General features: G+C 71.0%; 17 protein-coding genes. 16 read left to right on the top strand and 1 reads right to left on the bottom strand.

The annotated features are described in order from the left end of the window. Positions 1 to 10 precede the first annotated feature (10 nt). From ACPL7H_RS11430 to ACPL7H_RS11355, 16 genes are all read left to right on the top strand, one after another. A complete protein-coding gene (locus tag ACPL7H_RS11430) occupies positions 11 to 283 on the top strand; it encodes a hypothetical protein (protein WP_424797034.1) in 273 nt (90 codons plus the stop codon). Between the two features lie 226 nt (positions 284 to 509). After that, positions 510 to 1,772, top strand: a complete 1,263-nt coding sequence (locus ACPL7H_RS11425) for a substrate-binding domain-containing protein (protein WP_424797033.1) — start codon at positions 510 to 512, stop codon at positions 1,770 to 1,772. Positions 1,773 to 1,835: 63 nt separating this feature from the next. Then, positions 1,836 to 2,597, top strand: a complete 762-nt coding sequence (locus ACPL7H_RS11420) for an ABC transporter ATP-binding protein (RefSeq protein WP_424797032.1) — start codon at positions 1,836 to 1,838, stop codon at positions 2,595 to 2,597. After that, positions 2,594 to 3,313 (top strand): ABC transporter ATP-binding protein, encoded by a 720-nt coding sequence (locus tag ACPL7H_RS11415; RefSeq protein WP_424797031.1) that lies wholly within the window; start codon positions 2,594 to 2,596, stop codon positions 3,311 to 3,313. Before ACPL7H_RS11420 ends, ACPL7H_RS11415 begins: the two co-directional genes overlap by 4 nt. Further along, a complete protein-coding gene (locus ACPL7H_RS11410) occupies positions 3,310 to 4,185 on the top strand; it encodes a branched-chain amino acid ABC transporter permease (RefSeq protein ID WP_424787458.1) in 876 nt (291 codons plus the stop codon). Before ACPL7H_RS11415 ends, ACPL7H_RS11410 begins: the two co-directional genes overlap by 4 nt. Beyond that, the gene (locus ACPL7H_RS11405) at positions 4,182 to 5,351 is read left to right on the top strand and encodes a branched-chain amino acid ABC transporter permease (RefSeq protein ID WP_424797030.1); all 1,170 of its coding nucleotides are present in this window, start codon (positions 4,182 to 4,184) and stop codon (positions 5,349 to 5,351) included. Before ACPL7H_RS11410 ends, ACPL7H_RS11405 begins: the two co-directional genes overlap by 4 nt. Then, positions 5,348 to 6,877: an AMP-binding protein gene (locus tag ACPL7H_RS11400; protein ID WP_424797029.1), complete on the top strand. Its 1,530-nt coding sequence runs from the start codon at positions 5,348 to 5,350 to the stop codon at positions 6,875 to 6,877. Before ACPL7H_RS11405 ends, ACPL7H_RS11400 begins: the two co-directional genes overlap by 4 nt. After that, entirely contained in the window at positions 6,874 to 7,497 is a 624-nt protein-coding gene (locus ACPL7H_RS11395; RefSeq protein ID WP_424787461.1) for a TetR/AcrR family transcriptional regulator, read from the top strand. The genes ACPL7H_RS11400 and ACPL7H_RS11395 overlap by 4 nt, the downstream gene beginning before the upstream one ends. Next, positions 7,490 to 8,236 carry a 3-hydroxybutyrate dehydrogenase gene (locus ACPL7H_RS11390; RefSeq protein ID WP_424797028.1) on the top strand — a complete coding sequence of 249 codons (747 nt, stop codon included), beginning with the start codon at positions 7,490 to 7,492 and terminating at the stop codon, positions 8,234 to 8,236. Before ACPL7H_RS11395 ends, ACPL7H_RS11390 begins: the two co-directional genes overlap by 8 nt. Further along, positions 8,233 to 9,165, top strand: a complete 933-nt coding sequence (locus tag ACPL7H_RS11385) for an alpha/beta fold hydrolase (protein WP_424797027.1) — start codon at positions 8,233 to 8,235, stop codon at positions 9,163 to 9,165. The genes ACPL7H_RS11390 and ACPL7H_RS11385 overlap by 4 nt, the downstream gene beginning before the upstream one ends. Continuing rightward, a complete protein-coding gene (locus ACPL7H_RS11380) occupies positions 9,162 to 9,977 on the top strand; it encodes a CoA transferase subunit A (RefSeq protein ID WP_424797026.1) in 816 nt (271 codons plus the stop codon). The genes ACPL7H_RS11385 and ACPL7H_RS11380 overlap by 4 nt, the downstream gene beginning before the upstream one ends. Positions 9,978 to 9,979: 2 nt before the next feature. After that, positions 9,980 to 10,642: a CoA transferase subunit B gene (locus ACPL7H_RS11375; protein ID WP_424787465.1), complete on the top strand. Its 663-nt coding sequence runs from the start codon at positions 9,980 to 9,982 to the stop codon at positions 10,640 to 10,642. Beyond that, positions 10,639 to 11,817, top strand: coding sequence for an acetyl-CoA C-acyltransferase (locus ACPL7H_RS11370; RefSeq protein WP_424797025.1), 1,179 nt, complete (start codon positions 10,639 to 10,641; stop codon positions 11,815 to 11,817). The genes ACPL7H_RS11375 and ACPL7H_RS11370 overlap by 4 nt, the downstream gene beginning before the upstream one ends. 40 nt (positions 11,818 to 11,857) lie before the next feature. Further along, positions 11,858 to 12,916 carry an alpha/beta hydrolase gene (locus tag ACPL7H_RS11365; protein ID WP_424797024.1) on the top strand — a complete coding sequence of 353 codons (1,059 nt, stop codon included), beginning with the start codon at positions 11,858 to 11,860 and terminating at the stop codon, positions 12,914 to 12,916. Between the two features lie 266 nt (positions 12,917 to 13,182). Next, on the top strand, positions 13,183 to 13,584 hold the full coding sequence (locus ACPL7H_RS11360; RefSeq protein WP_424797023.1) for a transferase: 402 nt from the start codon (positions 13,183 to 13,185) through the stop codon (positions 13,582 to 13,584). 41 nt (positions 13,585 to 13,625) lie between these two features. After that, on the top strand, positions 13,626 to 14,426 hold the full coding sequence (locus ACPL7H_RS11355) for an exodeoxyribonuclease III (RefSeq protein ID WP_424797022.1): 801 nt from the start codon (positions 13,626 to 13,628) through the stop codon (positions 14,424 to 14,426). Positions 14,427 to 14,440: 14 nt separating this feature from the next. Here ACPL7H_RS11355 and galK read toward each other — a convergent pair whose 3' ends face one another. Beyond that, positions 14,441 to 15,721, bottom strand: coding sequence for a galactokinase (gene galK / locus ACPL7H_RS11350; RefSeq protein WP_424797021.1), 1,281 nt, complete (start codon positions 15,719 to 15,721; stop codon positions 14,441 to 14,443). Positions 15,722 to 15,916 lie beyond the last annotated feature (195 nt).

The raw sequence follows: 15,916 nt of genomic DNA, 5'->3' as shown, positions 1-15,916 counted from the left end.
CCGCAGCGCCGTGATCCACCTCCTGGCCGCCGGGGTGATCGGGCTGGTGGTGATCGGCATCCAGTTGGCCACCGCCGGCGTGACGCCGTGGTTAGTGCCGACGGTGGCGCTGGTGGGCTTCGGGGCCTACGCACGCTACCGCGCGGCGCTGTCCCAGGCCCGGGTGGTCGAGGCCCTGGGCTCCGGCCCCCCGGCGCCCTCCGGCGCTGCCCTCGGCTGGGTGCTCGGCGCAGCAGGATCGGTGATCGCGGCGCTCGCGATCACGTTCTGGTTGATGTCCTAGCCCCCGCGCCAACCCATCGCACCGCCGGACCCGAGGTCCGCGGTCACGCTCGGATGCCGCCTTGCCGGCCTTCTTCCGCGCCCTCGAGTACCGCCTCCGGTGCGGGTCGACGGCGTGCACGGCTTGACAGGGACGGCGGATGCAGTTCATGATTCATGAAACCTGAATCACCTGTCATGTCCGGGCCAGACGCCCGGCACGGCACTCAACGAAGAGGCGGTCCCCCGTGCGTGTACGAACCAAGACCCTCGTGGCCACGATGGGCCTGGCGGCCCTCCTGGCCGTCGGCGCCTGCGCCCCCAGTGCCGACGGTGGTGGCGGCGGAAGTGATGACGGCGACACCGACGGCGACCAGGGCGAAGCCGATCCCGCCTCGGCCGAGGACGCGGCGGGCGGCGGCGATCCGGTCGAGGTCGCCCTGATCACCTCCACCACCGGCCCCCTGGCCGCCTACGGTGACACCTTCATCGAGGGCTTCCACGCCGGCTTGGACTACGCCACCGACGGCACCGGGGAGATCGACGGCATGGAGATCGTCGTGGAGATCCTCGACGACGGCGGCGACACCGACCGCGCCATCACCGCCGCTCGCGACGTCATCGGCCAGGGCTACACGATCATGACCGGCACCGCCGTCTCCGGTGTGGCGCTGGCGCTCGCCGAGCAGGCCGAGCAGAACGAAGTGCTCTACATCTCCGGTCCGGCCGCTGCGGACGCGGTCACCGGGATCAACGACTACACCTTCCGCTCCGGGCGCCAGTCCCTGCAGGACGTGGCCACCGCCGGCTCCTTCATCGACGTCGAGGGCTCGGAGATCCTCGTCTTCGGCCAGGACAACGCCTTCGGTCAGGGCAACTTCGCCGCCGTCGACGGCATCCTGGGCGCCCAGGGCGCCGAGGTCTCCTCGGTGATGATCCCCGAGGACGTCACCGAGTTCACCCCGTTCGCCGCGCAGGTTCTCGATGCCGATCCGGACATGGTCTTCGTGGCCTGGGCCGGCGCCACATCCGGTGCGATGTGGCAGTCCCTGAGCCAGCAGGGCGTACTGGACGACATCACCGTGGTCACCGGACTGGGCGATGCCTCCACGTTCAACGCCTACGGCGAGGCATCGGACCAGATCGACTTCCTGAACCACTACTTCCCCGGCGCCCCGGACAACGCGATCAACGACTTCCTGGTCGCCCACGTCGAGGAGGCCGGTGGCACCCCGGACCTGTTCACCCCGGACGGGTTCACCGCAGCCCAGATGGTCGTGCACGCGATCAGCACCGCCGGCGGCGGCGATGACGTCGACGCGATGATCGCGGCGCTGGAGGGGTGGAGCTTCGAAGGGCCCAAGGGTGACTACACCATCCGGGTCTCCGACCACGCCCTGATCCAGCCGATGTACCAGGCCCGGCTGGCCCAGGACGACGAGGGCAACTGGGTTCCGGAGCTGGTCTCCACCGTCGACGGCGCGGACGTCGAGCCGCCCGAGGCGAACTGACCCTGCGCTGACCCGGGCCGGTCCGCACCAGGCGCGGACCGGCCCTACCCAGGAAGGCCCCCCATGGCTCCCACCCCAGTTGCGTTGAGCGTGCAGAACCTGAGCTTCGCCGTCGGTGGTATCAGGATCCTCACCGACGTGAACCTCACTGTCCCCGCCGGGGAGATGCTCGGCGTGATCGGCCCCAACGGGGCAGGCAAGACCACGCTGTTCAACATGATCTCGGGCATCCACCGGCCCACCGCCGGCAGGATCGAACTCGCCGGCCGCGACATCACCACCGCAGCGATCCACCACCGGGCCCGGGCCGGGCTGGGCCGCACCTTCCAGACCTCCAACCTGTTCCCGGGACTGAGCGTGCTGGAGAACGTGCGGCTGGCGGCCCAGCGGGAACTCGGTGGCAACCTGTCGGTGCTGCGCTTCCCGCGCTGGCGCGACGAGGCCACCACCATCGCCCGTGACCACCTGGCCGAGGTCGGCCTGAGCGATCTGGTGGACGTGCAGGCCGGCGGCCTCAGCCACGGGGACAAGCGCAAGCTCGAGATCGCGGTGCTGCTGGCGATGAACCCTCGCGTGATCCTGCTCGACGAGCCGATGGCCGGGGTATCCCGCGCCGACGTGCCCGGACTGTCCGAGGTGATCCGTGGCATGCACCGTGACCACAACTGCACCGTGCTGATGGTCGAGCACCACATCGACGTCGTGATGGACCTGGTCCAACGGGTGGCCGTACTGCACCAGGGCGCCATCCTGGCACTGGACTCCCCGGAGGCGATCATGGACGACCCGGCCGTGCAGAGTGCCTACCTGGGGACGGCGGCATGAGCGCGCTGCTGCAGGTCGAGCACCTGTCCGCCGCCGTCGGTGGCCAGCAGGTCGTCGAGGATGTGTCGTTGAGCGTGCCGGAGGCCGGGGTGACCGCGGTGCTCGGCCGGAACGGCGTGGGCAAGACCTCCACGCTGAAGGCGATCATGGGCTTGATCACCCGGTCCGGCCGGGTCACGTTCGCTGGTGAGCGCATCGACTCCGAGCACACCCACAAGATCGTCCGCCGCGGCATCGGGTACGTGCCCGAGGACCGGGAGGTGTTCGCCGGGTTGACCGTGGCGGAGAACCTGCGCCTGGCGGTCCGCGACGCCGACCCCCGCCACGATCTGGTCGAGGCCCTCTTCCCCGACCTGGTCCCGCGGGCCGACCAGCGCGCCGGGACGCTGTCCGGCGGGCAGCAGCAGATGCTGTCCCTGTCCCGGGCCCTGATCAACCACAACCGGCTGCTGCTGGTGGATGAGCCCACCAAGGGTCTGGCGCCACGGATCGTGGACCAGGTGGCGCAGGCGCTGGAGGAAGCCGCCCGCACCGCCCCGATCCTGCTGGTGGAACAGAACCTGCCGGTGATCGAACGCCTCGCCGACGACGTCGTGGTCATCGACGCCGGCGTGGTGGTGCACACCGGCAAGGCCGCCGACCTGCTGGCCGATGAGGACGCCGTCCAGCGCTTCCTCGGCGTGGCCACCCACCCGACCACGGAGGTGCAGACATGAGCACCGTGGTGCTGCTGCTCGTGACCGGCCTGGGACTGGGCGCGCTGTACTTCCTGATCGCCTCCGGGCTGTCACTGATCTACGGCCTGATGCACGTGCTGAACTTCGCGCACGGGGTGTTCCTGTCGCTGGGCGCGTTCGTCGGCTGGGAGGTCGCCAAACGGTTGGATCCCGGCACCTGGGGCGGCTTCGGCCTGGCCCTGCTGGCCGGGGCGGTCGCTGGCGCCGTGATCGCCGCGCTCACCGAGTTGTTCCTGATCCGCCCGCTGTACAACCGGCACATCGAGCAGGTCCTCATCACCGTGGGCCTGGGTCTGGTGGGGGTGGCCCTGTTCGAGGGTGTCTGGGGCACCGACCCGGTGTTCATCTCCGGGCCCAGCTGGTTCGGCCAGACCACCTCGATCATGGGGGCCAGGGTCCCCAACACCGTGTTCATCACGATCGCCGTCGCCGCGGCGCTGCTGCTGGGCCTGGTGCTGTTCCTGCGACACACCCGGTACGGCCTGATCATCCGCGCGGGCGTGGAGAACAGGTCCATGGTGACCGCGCTGGGGATCGACGTACGCCGCTCCTTCACCCTCGTCTTCGCCATCGGCGGCGCCGCCGCCGGCCTCGGCGGGGTGCTGGCCTCGCAGTACTTCGGGTACGTCTCGGCACACATGGGCCAGACGCTGCTGATCTTCGCCTTCATCGTCACCGTCATCGGTGGGCTCGGCTCACTCGGCGGTGCCGCGATCGCCGCGATCCTGGTGGCGGTGCCGCAGCAGTTCGCCAACTACTACTGGAGCGTGGGTGACCTGATCGCGGTGCTGGCCCTCGCCGTCGTCCTGTTGCTGCGCCCCTCCGGCCTGCTGGGAGTGAAACGAGCATGAGTACCGACACCCGGGACCACACCGAGGCCACCGCTGCCGCCGAGCCGGCCGAACCCGGCGCCGACCGGGTACGCCGACCCAGCCGCCGGGCCCCACTGATCGTGGGCCTGGCGATGGTGGTGGCCGTGGCGTGCCTGCCGCTGCTGGATGTCTCCGTCCCCGGGGCGCTGCCCGGCGCCACCTATACCCCCGGCACCATGCACCTGCTCGCCCTGTGCATGATCTACGGCGCCCTGGCGCTGACCTACCACCTGGTCTACGGGGTCGCCGGGATGCTCAGTTTCGGGCACGCGCTGTACTTCGCCGCCGGCGCCTATGGTCTGGCGATCGTGCTGCAGCGCACCGACATGCCACTGCTGATCGCCGCGGTGCTGGTCCTGGTGGCCGCGATCGCGCTGGCCACCCTGGTGGGGGCGGTGTCGTTGCGGGTCTCGGGGGTCTCCTTCGCGATGGTGACCCTGGCCTTCGCGCAGGCCGGCAACGTGATCGCCCGGCGGAACCTGGGCGGCTACAGCGGCGGGGAGGAAGGCATCGGTCTGGCCACCGCGAACGTGCCGGACGCGCTGGTGGGCGTGGTGAACACCCGCAACATGTACTGGTTGGCGCTGATCCTGCTGGTGGTGGTCTACGTGGTGGTCACCTGGGTGCAGCGCTCCCGTGCCGGGCACGTGGTGGAAGCCACCCGGGAGAACGAGATGCGGGTGCGGGTGCTGGGTCAGGCGCCCTACCTGATCCGGCTGCTGACCTTCGCCATCGCGGGCACCCTGGCCGCCGCGATCGGGATGACCTACCTGCTGCTGCAGTCCCAGGCGGTCCCGACGATCTCCTCGGCCGAGTTCACCATCCAGGCGCTGATCATGGTGGTGCTGGGCGGCGTGGGGTCCCGCTGGGGCGCGATCATGGGGGCGGTCACCTTCACCATGCTCAACCAGCGGTTGTCGGTGCTGGCCTCCTCCGAGGCCGTCGAGGGTCTGCCCACGGTGCTGCGGATCCCGATGAGCGAACCGGCCTTCATCCTCGGTACGCTGTTCATCCTGGTGGTGCTCTTCCTGCCGGGTGGCATCGCCGGCGGGCTGCGGCGGGTGGCCACCCGGGTGGTCGGTGGCAAGGGTGCCGCGCAACGGCGCAAGGCACGCGAACGACGCCGGCTGGAGGAGATCGCGTGAACGCACTCGAGCCCGGCGGTCACACCCTGGGTCGTTGGACCGCCGATCACGCCCGGTTGACCCCGGAGAAGGTGGCCATCGACGAGCGCGGCGTGCGCACCACGTACGCCGACCTCGACGCCCGCGCCGCTGCGCTGGCCGACCGGCTGCTGCGGGCCGGTTACCGCAGTGGTGACCGGGTGGCCACGCTGACCCGCAACAGCACCGCACACGTGGTGCTGTTCTTCGCCTGCGCCAAGGCGGGCCTGGTGCTGGTGCCGTTGTCGTGGCGGCTCGGCACCGGTGAACTGACCTATCTGCTCGGGCACGCACGCCCGGCGCTGATCGCTGTGCAACGCCCCTTCGCCGACGATCTCGACGCGACCGGGGCCTCCGGTAGCGCGCCGGTGGTGTTCCTGGAGGACCTGGACGAGGGGGAGGTGCCGGCGCCGGCCCGCACCCAAGCCGGACCGGGCCGTGCACCCCGGGACGACGACCCGCTCCTGATCGTCTATACCTCCGGCAGCACCTCCAGCCCGCGCGGGGCGGTGCTCACCCACGCCAACTGCTTCTGGACCAACCTGTCCCTGTCCGGGGTGGCCGGGATGACCACCGAGGACGTGGTCCTGGCGGTGCTGCCGCAGTACCACGTGGGCGGGTGGAACGTGCAACCGTTGCTGGCCTGGTGGCGGGGGGCCACCGTGGTGCTGGAACCGGACTTCGACCCGGAGCAGGTGCTCGGCGTGCTCACCCAGCACCGGGTGAGCACCATGATGGGCGTGCCCTCCCACTACCGCATGATCTCCGAGGTGCCCGGATTCGCCGAGGCGGACCTGTCCGGCCTGACGCACATGGTGGTGGGCGGTGCCCCCATGCCTGTCGGGCTCCTGCGCACCTGGCACGATCGCGGGGTGCGGGTGATCCAGGGCTACGGCCTCAGCGAAGCCGCCCCGAACGTGCTGCTGGTGCCGCCCGAGGATGCCTTCACCCGCGTCGGCTCGGTCGGCAAGCCCTACCCGCACGTCGAGGTGGCGCTGGCCGAGGTCGGTACCGGGGACCTGATCACCGGCGCCGGTAGCGGGGAGCTGCTGGTCCGCGGCCCGGCCGTGTTCGCCGGCTACCACGACGACCCGGAGGCCACCGCCGCCGCGTTCACCGGCGACTGGTTGCGCACCGGCGACCTCGCCACCAGGGACGAGGCCGGCTACTACCGGGTGGTGGACCGGCTGTCGAACATGTACATCACCGGCGGGGAGAACGTGGCACCGGCGCAGGTCGAGGACGTCCTGCGGAGACATCCGCAGGTGGCCGACGCCGCCGTGATCGGGGTGCCCGACGAGCGCTGGGGTGAAGTGGGCCATGCCGTGGTGGTGCCCACCGACCCGGACCGGCCACCGGCATCGGAGGAACTGCTCGCTCATTGCCGCGCCGAACTGGCGACGTTCAAGGTTCCCCGCTCGGTGCGGTTCGTCACCGAGTTCCCGCGTACCGCGCTGCACAAGATCCGCCGCGGCGCCCTGATGCCTGAGCCGAAGGAGACCCGATGAGCGCCCCACCGCGTACCGAGCGAGGATCGCGGACCCGCACGCGAATCCTGGCCGTGGCCACCGAGGTGTTCGCCGAGTACGGGTACCACGAGGCCTCGATCGTGAAGATCACCACAGCGGCTGACGTCGGGCAGGGCACCTTCTACCTGTACTTCACCTCCAAGCAGCAGGTGTTCGAGGAAGTGGTGCGGGACCTGAACTCACGGGTGCGCCAGGCGATGCACGAGGCCTCCAGCGCCGAGACCGGCCGCATTGCCGCTGAGCGTGCGGGCTTTCGCGCATTCTTCCGCTTCACCGCCCAGAACCCCGCGCTGTACCGGATCATGCGCCAGGCCGAGTTCGTCGCCCCGGACGTGTTGCACGTGCACTACGAGACCATCGCCCGCGGTTACGTCGCCGGCCTCACGGCCGCCCAGGAACGTGGCGAGGTGGCCGCCGACCTGGACCCGGAAGTCACCGCATGGGCCTTGATGGGCATCGGCGAACTGGTCGGGATGCGCTGGGTGACCTGGACCGAGGGCCAGGCTCCGGAGGAACTTCCCGAGGATGTCTTCGACGGCATCATGACGCTGATCGAGCGGGCGCTGGAGCCCGGAGAGGCAGGGCAGGGCGATGACTGACCTGACCGGGAAGCACGCGGTGGTGACCGGGGGCGCCGCCGGGATCGGGGCGGCCTGTGCCCGCGCGCTCGCGCGGGCCGGTGCCCAGGTGCTGGTCGCCGACCGTGACGAGCGTGCCGCCGAAGCGCTGGCCGCCGAGATCGGGGGCCGGGTCTGGGCCGTGGACCTGGACGAGACCACCGTCCTGACCGAAGCCACCCTGCAGGCCGACATCCTGGTCAACAACGCCGGGATCCAGGTGGTGGCCCCGATCCAGGAGTTCGACCCGGCCGACTTCCGCCGGATCCAGCGGATCATGGTCGAGGCCCCGTTCCTGCTCATCCGGGCCGTCCTCCCGCACATGTACGCCCGGGGTTGGGGTCGTATCATCAACATCTCCTCGGTACACGGGCTGGTGGCCTCGCCGTACAAGAGCGCCTACGTCACCGCCAAACACGCCCTGGACGGGTTGAGCAAGGTGACCGCCCTGGAGGGTGCCGCCCACGGTGTGAACAGCGTGTGTGTCAATCCCGGGTACGTGCGCACCGCCCTGGTGGAGAGGCAGATCGCCGACCAGGCCCGGGTGCACGGCATCGGTGCGGAGGAGGTGCTGGAGAAGGTGCTCCTCACCCAGCAGGCGGTCAAGCAACTGGCCGAGCCAGACGACGTCGCCGACCTGGTGCTCTGGCTCACCGGCCCGCACTCGACCATGGCCACCGGTTCCTCCTTCGGCCTGGACGGGGGGTGGCAGGCCAGATGAGGACGCACACCTACCGCACCGTGGACGTACCGGTGGACGGGGGGTACCTGCGCGCGGGGATCTGGGAGCCCGAGGCGCCCGCACCCCTCACGCAGGAACCCCCGGTGCTGGCCGTCCACGGCATCACCGCCACCCACCAGGGCTGGTTACGGCTGCCCGCGCTGCTGCCCGGCAGGCGCATCATCGCCCCGGACCTGCGCGGCCGGGGCCGCTCGAACACGCTGCCCGGCCCGTATGGCATGGTGCGGCACGCGGCGGACCTGACCGCCCTGGTGCGGCACCTGGGCCTGACCGAGGTCACCGCGCTGGGTCATTCGATGGGCGCCTTCGTGGTCGTGGTGCTGCAGGACCGCCAGCCGCACCTGGTGCGGGACATGGTGCTGGTCGATGGCGGTCTCCCGCTGGAGATCCCGGCCGACGCCGACCCGGACCTGCTCATGCGGGCCGTCCTGGGCCCGGCGCTGCAGCGGCTGCGGATGACGTTTCCCGACCAGGAGGCCTACCGCGACTTCTGGAGCGGCCACCCGGCCTTCAGCCCCGGGCTGGTGGCCGAACTGGCGCCCTACTTCGACTATGACCTGGAGCCGGACGGCGACGGCTGGCGGCCGACCTCGGCCGTCGAGGCGGTCGCGGCCGACCAGCGCGAACTGGTCACCGGAGACCTGGTGCACCGGGCCCTGGCGCATCTCGCGACCCCCACCACGTTCGTGCACGCCCCCCGCGGCCTGCTCGATGACGCCCCGTTGTACCGTCCCGAGCACGTACGGGCCTGGGCCGAACGTCTGCCCTGCCTTACTATGGAATGGGCCGACGACGTCAACCACTACACCGTCGTGATGTCCGCCGCGGGAGCGCGGCTGGTGGCCGCGCACCTGGCCGGGCGCCCCGCGGCGGATCCGACGATGACGACGGAAGGAGTACGACGATGACGACGACCACAGCAGGGCCGCCGGCGCAGAGCGCCGGCTTGGACAAGGTGGTGGATTCCCCGGCGACCGCGGTCGACGATATCGCCGAGGGGGCCTCGATCGCGGTGGGCGGGTTCGGGTTGAGCGGTAACCCGGTGGCACTGATCGAGGCGTTGCTGGCCCAGGGGGCGAGTGAGTTGTCGGTGGTGTCGAACAACTGCGGGGTGGAGGACTACGGTCTCGGGCTGCTGCTCGGGGCCGGACGGCTGGCGAAGATGACCGCCTCCTACGTGGGGGAGAACAAGGACTTCGAGCGCCAGTACCTCTCCGGTGAACTGGAGGTGGAGTTGACGCCGCAGGGCACGCTGGCGGAGAAACTGCGAGCCGGAGGATCGGGGATCGCGGCGTTCTACACCAGGGCCGGGGTGGGCACCCAGGTCGCGGAGGGCGGATTGCCGATGCGGTACGCCCCCGATGGGTCGGTGGCCAAGGCCTCCCCGGCCAAGGAGGTGCGCACCTTCGGTGCCGGCGGCACGGAAGCCGAGTACGTCCTGGAGGAGGCGATCAGTTGCGACTTCGCCCTGGTGCACGCGATGAAGGGGGACCGCTACGGCAACCTCGTGTTCAACAAGGCCTCGCGCAACTTCTCCCCCTTGGCGGCGATGGCGGGGCGGGTGTGTGTCGCCCAGGTGGAGGAGCTGGTGGAGCCGGGCGAGATCGATCCGGACGAGGTCCACCTGCCGGGCATCTACGTGCACCGGCTGGTGCATGTGGGCAGCGACTTCGAGAAGCGGATCGAACGGCGCACGGTGCGCCAGGAAGCGGGGCGGTGACCATGGCTCTGACTCGTGAGCAGATGGCGGCCCGGGCGGCCCTGGAGCTGCCCGATGGGGCCTACGTGAACCTGGGCATCGGGATGCCGACGCTGGTGCCGAACTACGTGCCGGCCGACAAGGCGTTGGTGTTGCAGTCCGAGAACGGGATCCTGGGGGTGGGTCCCTACCCGCTGGAGGAGGAACTGGATCCGGATCTGATCAATGCCGGCAAGGAGACGGTGACGGTACTGCCCGGGGCGGCGTTCTTCGATTCGGCGATGAGTTTCGGAATGATCCGCGGCGGCAAGATCGATGCGGCGATCCTGGGAGCGATGCAGGTCTCGGCCGCTGGGGACCTGGCGAACTGGATGATCCCGGGCAAGATGGTCAAGGGCCCCGGCGGGGGGATGGACCTGGTGTACGGAGCGCGCAAGGTCATCATCCTGATGACCCACACCGCCAAGGACGGCAGCGCCAAGATCGTCGATGAGTGCTCGTTGCCGCTCACCGGTAAGGGCGTGGTGGACCGGATCATCACCGACCTGGCCGTCATCGACGTCACCGCCGATGGGCTGGTGCTCGTCGAAACCGCACCGGGAGTGAGTGTGGAGGAGGTCAAGGCAGCCACCGAACCCGGGCTGACGGTGGCCAGTGACCTGACCAAGGTGGAGGTACGGGCATGAGTGACATCGTGATCGTGGCCGCGGCGCGCACCCCGCAGGGGCGGATGAACGGTGCGCTGTCGACGCTGCCGGCCACCGAACTGGGTGGCCACGCGATCAAGGCGGCCCTGGAACGCGGCCGGGTGCCGGCCGAGGCCGTGGACGCGGTGTTCATGGGCCAGGTGCTGCAGGCCGGCGCCGGGCAGGCCCCGGCCCGGCAGGCCGCGATCGCCGCCGGTGTGGGGTGGCGAGCCCATGCCACCACGGTCAACAAGGTCTGCCTGTCCGGCTTGAGCGCCATCATCGACGCCACCCGGCTGGTGCGCTCCGGTGAGGCCCAGGTGGTGGTGGCCGGCGGGATGGAGTCGATGAGTCTGGCCCCGCACCTGCTCACCGGATCACGCAAGGGCTGGGCCTTCGGTCCCACCACCGCGATCGACCACATGGCTTATGACGGGCTGACCGATCCCTGGAGCGGTGAGGCGATGGGGCTGGGCACCGACCGCCGTCGGGACGTCTTCCCCACGACCCGCGGCGAGCAGGACGCGTTAGCCGCCGCCTCCCACCAGCGCGCCCAGGCCGCGTGGCAGGCCGGACGGTTCGACGCCGAGGTAGCCCCGGTCACGATCCGCACCCGCCGGGGGGAGACGGTCGTGGAGCGCGATGAGGGCATCCGTCCCGACACCACCGAGGAATCGCTGGCGAAACTGCGGCCGGCGTTCACCCCCGAAGGCCACATCACCGCCGGGAACGCCTCCCAGATCAGCGACGGGGCCGCGGCCGTGGTGGTCACCACGGCGCAACGGGCCGCTGCCGAGGGCTGGGATGTGCTCGCCGCTGTGGGGGCCTGCGGGCAGGTCGCCGGCCCGGACGCGTCATTGCAGGAGCAGCCCGCCGCGGCGCTCGAGGTGGCCCTGGACCGGCAGGGCTGGGCTGTCGGTGAGGTGGACCTGCTGGAGATCAACGAGGCCTTCGCCGCCGTGGTGATCGGCTCGGCCGCCCGCCTCGGCGTGGACGTGTCCGTGATCAACCGCGACGGCGGCGGGATTGCCCTGGGCCACCCCATCGGCGCCTCGGGCACCCGCCTGGCCGTCCACGCCGCCCACCGCATCGCCGCCGGGGACGCCACCCGCGCCGCCGTCGCCCTGTGCGGCGGTGGCGGGCAGGGCGAGGCACTGCTGCTGCACACCCCCTAGGCGTGCACGCGCCCCGCACGGCCAGACCCGAGGAGAGACCATGACCACCCCGACCAGCACGGCCGTCACCGAGACCGACGTGGACACACCCCGGCTGCGCACGCACGTCCGGATGGCCGGGGAGGCATCCGCTGAAGGCGGCACGGTGATCCTGGTGCACGGGAACTGTTCCTCCTCGGCGTTCTTCCACCGGTTGCTCACCACCCTGCCCGAGGGCTGGCGCGGCATCGCCCCTGACCTGCGCGGCTACGGCGACACCGAGGTGGCACCACTGGACGCGACCCGCGGCATGGGCGAGCTCTCCGATGACGTGATCGCCCTGATGGACGCACTCGGGGTGGAGCGGGCCGCGTTCGTCGGCCACTCCGCCGGGGCGGGTGTGATCATGCAACTGGCGATCGACCATCCCGGCCGGGTGGCCCGGATGCTCCTGGAGGCGCCCGCCTCGCCCTACGGTTTCGGCGGCACCGCCGGCACCGACGGCACACCGGTGTGGCCCGACTTCGCCGGCTCCGGGGGAGGCACCGCCAACCCGGACTTCGCCGCGGCCATCGCGGCAGGGGACCGCAGCACCGACCACCCGCACTCACCGCTGTCGGTGTTCCGGGCGCTGTATGTGGCGCCGGGCACCGAACTGGCCGATGAGGATCTGCTGCTGGACTCGGTGCTGTCCACCACCATCGGTGCCGGAAACTATCCGGGCGATTCGGTGACCAGCGAGAACTGGCCGGGTGTGGCGCCCGGCACCACGGGGATCAACAACGCCTTGTCACCGAAGTACTACGACGTCTCCGCATTCGCGGAGGTGCCGCAGGTGGGTCCGGTGCTGTGGGTGCACGGGGACGCGGACGCGATCGTGTCCGACACCTCCTCGCTGGACTTCGGCCAGCTCGGCGCCCTGGGCGTGGTACCCGGCTGGCCTGGCGCCGACACCTACCCGCCGCAGCCGATGGTCAGTCAGATGCGCGCGGTGCTGGAGACCTACGCCGCGAACGGCGGTACCTACCGCGAGGTGGGACTGCCCGGCATCGGCCACAGCCCCCACATCGAGGCCCCGCAGGTGTTCGGGCACCTGCTCGAAGAGTTGCTGACCGGCTGAGCGCGGCCCGCCCGCGGGCTCGCTGGCCGCCCGCTGAGTGAGTCTGCGGTCGTGGTTGCCGCTGCTGCCGGCGCTGGACAGCGGTCGCGCGACCGGTCACCGGTGCCGCGCCCGCGGACCGGCACGACGGCGACGGCACGGTGGTCGTTGATGCACTCGGTGCAAGCCCGCCAGGTGTGTGTGGCACATCACACATCCGGAATCTTCGGAGCGGGGCCGACGTTGGAACACATGACGACGTGTAGTCAGATTTGAAGGAGGACATATTGGCCCGCAGGCGGCGCAAGTACGAGGAATTCGAGGACGACGACGGCACCCTGCTCCGGTATGCCTACCACCCCAACGGAGGTGGCCTGGTCTCGTCCAAGGCCACGGTGCACCCGACCGCATCGGTGGGTCCGGCAGCCTACGTCGACCCGGGCGCACGCGTGGGTGAGCGCGCCCGGTTGGACCAGCGTGCCTGGGTGGACCGCGAAGCGGTCGTGGCCGCCGAGGCCGTCGTCGGTGCGAACACCCACATCGGAGCCCGCGCGGTGATCGGTCGCGGAGCGCGTGTGCGCGATGGCGCGGTGGTCGCGGCCGGGACGAAGGTGCCCGACCACCGGGTGGTCGAGCCGGACACGGTCTTCACGGTCGAGGAGGCCAGCGGCTACGGCACCGCCGCCTGAAGCCGGCCGGGGCACCCGTGCCGGTGGGCGAGGATGGGGGGATGCTGAAAGTCTCCACCGTGAACGTCAATGGCATCCGAGCCGCCTATCGCCGCGGGATGGCCGACTGGCTGGCCACCGCCGATCCGCAGATCCTGCTGCTGCAGGAGGTGCGGGCCAGCGATGAGATTATCACCGAGCACCTCGGGTCCGAGTGGCACCTGATCCACCGGGCCGGTGCCGCCAAGGGTCGCAACGGGGTGGCCGTGGCCTCCCGGTACCCGCTCACCGCCGTGCGCTCGGGGCTGGGGCCTCCCGAGACCGAGACCGAGGACCAGGTGGGCCGCTGGGTCGAAGCCGACCTGGAGGTGCCGGGACCGGGGAGGATCACGGTGGCCTCGGCCTATGTGCACTCCGGCACCGCCGGCACTCCCGCCATGGATGACAAGTACGCGTTCCTGGACAAGGTGACCGCTCGCCTGGGTGAGTTGATCGCCGGCGGCCGCGGCGTCGTCGTCGGCGGGGACGTCAACATCGCCCACCGCGAGGTGGACATCAGGAACTGGAAGGGCAACCTGAAGTCGGCCGGCTTCCTGCCCGCCGAACGGGCCTACCTCGACGCCTGGTTGGAGCAGGGGTGGGTGGATCTGGGCCGGCGGCACGGTGGAGACGGGCCCGGCCCCTTCACCTGGTGGTCTTGGCGCGGCCAGGCCTACAACAACGACGCCGGCTGGCGCATCGACTACCAGTACGCCACGCCGGAGCTGGCCGAGAGCGTCACGTCGGTCCGGGTGGACCGAGCCCCGTCCTACGCCGAACGCTTCTCCGACCACGCGCCGCTGACGGTGGCCTACGGCCGCTGAGCCATGCCCGGGCGTCAGTGCGCCGGCGCGGCGGCCTCGGCTCTCAGGAACGCCGGATCCCGGTGCCCGGCGGCGCTGAACGCCTCGGCGACGTGTGCGGCGATCCGTTCGGCGCCGCCGCGGGGAATCAGCGCGATCGCCGAGCCACCGAACCCGCCGCCGGTCATCCGCGCACCCAGCGCACCGGCCTCGCGGGCCGCCTGCACCGCGGTGTCCAGTTCGGCTGCGGAGACCTCGTAGTCGGTGGCCAGGGAGGCGTGCGAGGCATCCATCACCGCGCCGGCCCGTGCCCAGGAGCCCGCCCCCAGCAACCCCACGAACTCCTTCACCCGGGCGATCTCGGTGACCACGTGGCGCACCCGGGCCCGGGTGGTCTCATCCGGCAGCGCCGCGAGGGCTCCGGGGAGCTCTGCCGCGCTGACCTCCCGCAGCGTCTGCACCCCCAGCGTCGCGGCCGCCGACTCACAGGAGGCCCGGCGCTGCGCGTACTGACCATCGACCAGGGCGTGCTCGGCGCGGGTGTCGATGACCAGCAGTTCCAGGTCCGCAGCGGCCAGGTCGAAGGGCACCTGTTCCACCTGGCCGGACCGGGTGTCCAACAGCAGCGCGTGCCCGGCGGTGGCCCGCAGCGCCGCCGCCTGGTCCATCCCACCGGTGGGGGCGCCGGCGATCTCGTTCTCGGCACGCACGCACACCTGCGCGGCCCATGCCCTGCCCGCATCGGTCCGTAGGTCCGGTCCGGTCCAGTCGCTCCCGACCAGGCGCGCCAGGGCCATCACGGTGGCGCAACCCAGCGCCGCGGAGGAACTCAGCCCCGCGCCGTAGGGGACGCAGGAGGCCACCGCCAGGTCGAACCCGGGTACCGGGACCCCCTCCTGGGCCAGCGCCCACGCCACCCCGGCCACGTAGGTGCCCCACCCCGAGACCGAACCGGGGCTCACCTGGGACAGGGAGGCCTCCCACATCCGGTCCTCCTTCTCCGAGACCAGGCGGACCCGGTCATCAGCCCGGGCCCGAGCCGTCACGAAGGTGCGGTGCGGCAGCGCGATCGGCAGGCACAGGCCGCCGTTGTAGTCGGTGTGCTCCCCGATCAGGTTCACCCGGCCGGGTGCCGAGGCGACCACCACCGGGCCCCCGGCTGTGCCGCCGTGGTCCGCTGCGTCGTCGTGGGCCGCTGCGTCGGCTGCTCCCGTCCGCGAGCCGGCGCGGGCGCCGAAGGCGGCCGCGAAGCCCTCCTCGCCCCTGCTGCGCCCGTGAGCATCGGTCCAGGCCTGGATGAGTGCTGAACTGTTCATGACCTCATCCTCTCAACTCGAACACGGCGCCGGCAGCCCCGCCGCGGCACAAGCCGGCAGCCCCGCCGCGGCACAACACGGCAGGATCGGCGTACTCACGCACCGGAGCCGCAGAGTAGCGTGGGAGGAGAACGCGGGCAGATCAGAGGCGGGCGAGGCCCGGGGCCGGACGAGAGGGAGCAGGTGCCGATGTCG

The sequence above is a fragment of the Pseudactinotalea sp. Z1732 genome (genome assembly GCF_049724975.1).
Classification (GTDB): domain Bacteria; phylum Actinomycetota; class Actinomycetes; order Actinomycetales; family Beutenbergiaceae; genus CALKWS01.
This window is presented reverse-complemented; position numbering and strand designations above follow the sequence as displayed.